The sequence below is a fragment of the Candidatus Methylacidiphilales bacterium genome, from assembly GCA_025056655.1.
Lineage (GTDB): Bacteria > Verrucomicrobiota > Verrucomicrobiia > Methylacidiphilales > JANWVL01 > JANWVL01.
The window spans coordinates 1-5588 of the sequence record JANWVL010000005.1; the positions used below are offsets into that span (position 1 = coordinate 1).

General features: G+C 36.5%; 8 protein-coding genes. All 8 read right to left on the reverse strand.

Going from position 1 to position 5588, the window contains the following annotated elements; translation table 11 throughout:
* Positions 1 to 633 (reverse strand): hypothetical protein (locus NZM04_00250; protein ID MCS7062474.1); only part of this gene is annotated, 633 nt, incomplete at its 3' end.
* Between the two features lie 592 nt (positions 634 to 1225).
* The gene (locus NZM04_00255; protein ID MCS7062475.1) at positions 1226 to 1753 is read right to left on the reverse strand and encodes a hypothetical protein; all 528 of its coding nucleotides are present in this window, start codon (positions 1751 to 1753) and stop codon (positions 1226 to 1228) included.
* Positions 1754 to 1789: 36 nt separating this feature from the next.
* Positions 1790 to 1969, reverse strand: coding sequence for a hypothetical protein (locus NZM04_00260; GenBank protein ID MCS7062476.1), 180 nt, complete (start codon positions 1967 to 1969; stop codon positions 1790 to 1792).
* A 676-nt stretch (positions 1970 to 2645) separates the two neighbouring features.
* Complete coding sequence (locus NZM04_00265) at positions 2646 to 3080, reverse strand: hypothetical protein (GenBank protein ID MCS7062477.1); 435 nt, start codon at positions 3078 to 3080, stop codon at positions 2646 to 2648.
* A 318-nt stretch (positions 3081 to 3398) separates the two neighbouring features.
* Positions 3399 to 3917, reverse strand: a complete 519-nt coding sequence (locus tag NZM04_00270; protein MCS7062478.1) for a hypothetical protein — start codon at positions 3915 to 3917, stop codon at positions 3399 to 3401.
* Between the two features lie 129 nt (positions 3918 to 4046).
* A complete protein-coding gene (locus NZM04_00275) occupies positions 4047 to 4331 on the reverse strand; it encodes a hypothetical protein (protein MCS7062479.1) in 285 nt (94 codons plus the stop codon).
* Positions 4332 to 4773: 442 nt separating this feature from the next.
* Complete coding sequence (locus NZM04_00280) at positions 4774 to 5214, reverse strand: hypothetical protein (GenBank protein ID MCS7062480.1); 441 nt, start codon at positions 5212 to 5214, stop codon at positions 4774 to 4776.
* Positions 5211 to 5588: hypothetical protein (locus NZM04_00285; protein MCS7062481.1), on the reverse strand; the 378-nt coding region annotated here is incomplete at its 5' end. The genes NZM04_00280 and NZM04_00285, both read right to left, overlap by 4 nt.

The window sequence follows — 5588 nt, forward strand, 5'->3', positions numbered from 1 at the left end:
TGCATTCACACATATAACTAATCCCATCGGAATCAAAGGCGCAGGGGTCAATGGATTACTTCCACAAAGCGCACCGACTAAACTAAATTTAAATAAAGCATCAATATGCTCATCATTGCAACACCCACATGCGTTCGAGGAAGCATCCACAGGCAAATAATCTGGTGGACTAAAATCGTCTGACCTATCTAAAAATGGATTATAACCTGTGCTGCTACTTATTAATCCCATCGGATCTATATAATTCACCACCCCATTCCCCACATACCTATACCAATTCACATCTCCAGCCTCGAACCCTATCGGATCCGGCTGCAGGAAGCGGCTGCGAACGGTGCTATAGATGCGGTTGCGGTAATGCATAGCTGGTAACGGCGACCCTTCCTTCGCGCCAGAGGCCGCACTCTGTATAGGCTTGGGAAGCAAATCGTAAAGCCCTGCTCCTATCCCCCCATACTCATTCACCAACATCTCTCGCCCTGTATACCAAAACCGCGTCATCGTGTGATTGTAATAGGGTTGCCCATTCTGCAAAAATCTCACCCGCCCATACACATCATACTGCGCACGCAACATCTCGTCCCCACTTGGATTCGTCACCCGCACCGTGCTCCCCAGCACGTTCTCATGCAAATAATACTCTGCCGTTATCACCCCTCTGTGCTCCTTTCCTCCTGTATAGTAATTATTCTATAGCAATTATTCCATAGTATCTGCATCTTGTTTATCATGTTTAACTCAAAACCTATGTGTTATGCAAGTTTTCTATTTTACAAAATAATTAATCAATCTAGTTTTTCCTTCAATGACTTTAATATTTATTTAGACACTCAATACTTATGAATAATGTTATTATTTCTTATTAATAAATTAAATAGCTAAACGATGAATTATAAATGAAAAGGCCAGAGGATAGCTCGCATCACATACTCCCAACAGTGTAATGATGCTGGAAAATACAACGATTTACCTAAATGAATCTCTGGGCTTAACCGTTCGGAAAATAAAATTATTATAGATCATAGGCATGATTATAGTCTTTATATCAATATGTTGATTACAATTCAATTTAATATAGAAATTTCGAACGCGGATTGCAAGCTACATTCTAAGTATCTAAAAAATATTTTAATCTCGGCAATCGTATTTGCCTTCTTTATTGAAGCTAAAAAAAACTAACTATTATCTTATCATCATAAATTATTTAGGCACCAATAAGATCTTGTTATTTTTCCTGGTCTAATACGTTTTTTATCATTCTTAAACTTTCACCAAATTCTTTCAAAATCCTTAATTTTTCTTCCCAAGATTTAATCTCTCTATATTCTACATCATACCGCACACTATTAATGATATCAGTAGTTTTATCTATTACAGTCCTTATAAAAACTCCTTCTAGAAGATTATATAATTTAATCCTTTCCTCTGTATTTTTAACTTCATATTTGTAAACCAGTTCTTTATTTAAATCTTTTGCTTGCTTTGTCAGTGTCACAATTAGCCGAGCTTTCTTTTCTAGAGAGCCCTTATCTACAAATCCAACCGTTAAATACATTTCTTCCTTATGCTTAAGTATTATGCTCAACCTTGGACTAACATATTTCCTAACTAAAAACAACTCCCAATCCTTCTTATGAATATCTACTCTACGCTCTACGTCTGATTGCCCTTTAGCTAAGTAACTAAAAAAAACTATGAACGCTACTATATAATATCTTAATTTGAACATATTCTGTTTTTTGTCTGATCGCAAAAATCATGACCGCCTTCTGATAATATTTGGCTAACACTACGACCGCTTCGACCACCTCCTGGCAAACACACTATCCTCACAGACGCCATCTTGCCGGCCGTGAACGGTGCTATAAACGCGGTTGCGTGTGGTGTCAATAAAGAAACTTGATGAGGAATTCAGCAGCAGGGGGACTGCTGCTGCTTTTAGTGCTCGATTTTCTGATACACTTTGCACACCTGTTATTTATATGCTATTACTTTTTGGTAAAGATTTATTTTTTTAATGTCACGCACTCTTTGTGCAGTTTGCCTTACTAATGGATTTTCCACCTCTCATTTGAGCCTTTAACCACTCAACTTTATATACATCCTCTATGCTATAGAGACATTGACGCAACCTTGTAAGTTCTATATATATCTTTGTGTCTGTTACGAAACTTATTTTTTATTTAATTATTTATCAATACATTCTCCCTTAGTATTCTTCAACCCCTTCGTAGATTTAATAAGAATTTTGTGTGTTTCCTTATCAGGATTTGTTTTAATTTTTAGGGTATGGTAATGTTAGTATAAATCCCATGATAATTTGACATAGAACATAGATATTAAATAGATAGTAACTATTGTAATATATGTTCCGAGATTTTTCCAATTCCTTTACATACGCCCTGAGAATAATTGTTGCTGACATCAAACAAACCCATACAAAAAAATAGATGAAGGTTCTATTTTCAAAAGCCATATTAATAGAATCTCCCACCTCTGCAACTTTTCTAAAAGCCCATTGAATATAAAAAATGCCACCTAAACATCCTAAAATAATGTATATAATTTTTAACACGTATAACTTATCTCCAATATGCATAACGAGACTTTACAAGTTCTCTGCTGATTATCACATAAATGTATTATTAATATCCTTTTTCTTCACAACAACACTTGCAGCCCTTTGGATGATTTGAGCAATCTCTCCCTGCTTTATTTGCCTTCTGATCCTCTGCTGACTCTTCAGGATCATTGCTATCTATAGATTCTTTTTTATCGCCCCATTGTTCAGCACACTCTTTTCCTTGATCCTCTGCAATTTCACAAGAAGTTATACAATGAGCTTTTTTGTCGTTTCCACCAAGACCTCCAAATCTAAGATAAATATAATTTATAAGTCCAATTAATCCTCCACGCCCCAAGCATGTTTCCTCGGGAGTGCTCTCTGTTAATCCAAAATCTAACCCTTCAGGATCCGTATAATTTATAGGACTATTCCCAACATATCTATACCAATTCACATCCTTAGCCTTAAAGCCGATCGGATCCGGTTGCAGGAAGCGGCCGTATATTGTGCTCATGAGTGAATTCTTAACCAAGTTTGTATTATGATATATCTTACGGGATAAGATTACAATATAGATTTGAGTCTTATTTACTAAATCCGTTTAAGAATTAACAACAAAATTAAATTTAATATCAGAATAATTCCAATCGGAATTAAGCTGTAAGGGATCATAACATTCCAGTTTACCTTATCCAGAAAACTCAAATCTTGAGAAATCACATATACCTTTAATATCCCATAATAGAACTCTATTATATCTCTAAATGCTAGATACACTATACCGACCCCTATGATATTTATGATGAAAAAACAGTAAATCTTATTCATATCATCACTTCAAACAACATTTCAAACATTCCACAAGCTCATTAAAACAAAGTCTCATACTGTGTGTATAAGTGCTGATAGCAGACCATTTTTGGTTTTGTAAACCTACCACAGCTACAATCGTTACAGGAAGCAACGCCGCATTAGTCGCAGTAGATACAGCAGCTTCACACGAGACCTTTTGTATTCCAGGTTCTAAATCTCCACAGACTTTCTGAACTGCATCCTGAACACTTTGTTTATGCTTGTCCCATACGGCTTGGATAGCTTTGTTAATACCCTCAATAGCCTTGTTATAGACTTTTTCTGCAACATCCATACATTTATTATAGTCTTCTTTGCACCCTTTACAGGTCTTTTGTGACTTTAGCCCATTTGGATCATTCAAGTTAATACAATCATTCCCCAAATATCTATACAAATTGACATCCTCGGCATCAAAGCCGATCGGATCAGGCTGCAGGAAGCGAGGGGGCGTTGCGCTCCCCAGCACATTCTCATGCAAATACCAATCCGTCGTCATCACCCCACTCTGCCCGCTCCTGCGCGTTCGTTTCTGGTTCCGCTGCTCTAGCATTGTGTCTATCGCTTCTACTCAAATTGCCGCGTTTTGCAAGCATTTTTGATAAAAAATAATTAAAGATAGACTTATTTATTTTTCTCCATTTCTTTTTTTAGAATAATACATACCTAACAAAGCCATGAAGAATCCGACCACAAAAATTAGTTGTATCAACATCCGTGTAGAAATTTTATTAAATCCTATTTGTCCTAGTTCAATTGACATATATACCAACAATGCTAAGCTGAATGGATAAGAAAAATCACTAAAATCTTTCTTAAGCACTCCTGAAAATCTTTTACTAAGTTTATATATAAGATAAGAAAATAAAGTAATACTTATTAATAATGCAACGAGCCACATGAACTCTTTCATACATCAATGTGTTGAACATTTAGCTATACAATCATCATACCAAATCCATTTCAATGCGCAATGATGCAAACATATAGAACACGCAAATGCTCCCCATCCAGTTGCAGCTCTGGCACACACTGGAACACATGCTGCACAAGCTAATATGGGCTTCATCCAGTTCTTTACTACAGCCATAGCATCCTTTTCTTAGTCCTTCAGAATCCGTATAATTCAATTGTCCATTCCCTACATACATATACCCATTCACGTCCCGGCAAGAAACTGATCGGGACGGGTTTCATGAAGCATTTGTAGAAGGCTGTCCAAAGCCGAATTTCGTATAAATTATAATTTGTCGTAGCACGCTTTCCTCCTTACTTTTCATTCAACAGAGACTCACGTCATTTGCACTCTCATTACTCTCATAGCAATTCATCTTTTCCTTTTTATACATTTTTTATCAAACTATCCATTCAAAACAGCTCAACGACATACCTGACTTATTTTTCCAGTGCTTGTATGCCTCAATATTATATATAGTTAAACGCAGAATTAAGTAGATAACCATAAACAAAACTATCAAAGCACTAATCACTAACTTTCCCCTTTTATTATCTTTATATCGTCCTCCTGAACGCGTTGCGATCAACCCTAAAATTCCTAATACAACAACCAGACAATCCCAAACCGGAAGGGAATGATAGTGAGCTTCCAGAATGCTATGTGGAGGTGGAAATAACAAATACATCGCTAAGATAAATATGCCTGCTAAAATGTGAAACACTAACCATCTCTTGTCTTTGCGGCTGTCGTAGCCTAATTTAATCACTATCGGAAGCATTATCAGCACGCCCGACGCAAAAGGAGGATTTGTAATTATAAATTCTATAAACCAGCTCATTTACAAGAACTTTTACATGATAATATAGACTGCTGAATATTTTGAGCCCCAGTGAAGTATTCTGAACTCACGGCAGCCATGCACCCACTTACTAGCCATGGATTGAAAAGACCAACACATGCACTGTTAGCAGTCATGTATGCTGCCCCTTTAGCAGCGTGTGCCCATCCTCCAAGAGAATCACAACATTTTATACAATCATCCTTACATTTCTTAGCGCAATCTGGCATTTTGTTTAATATATAATTGGTAATTGTATGCAATGCTGTTGATAGTATTCCTAATATAGCAGCCCAGGCAACTTTACCTTCTGGATCCGTATAATTCAACGGACTATTATTCACATATCTATACCAATTCACATCTCTTGCCTC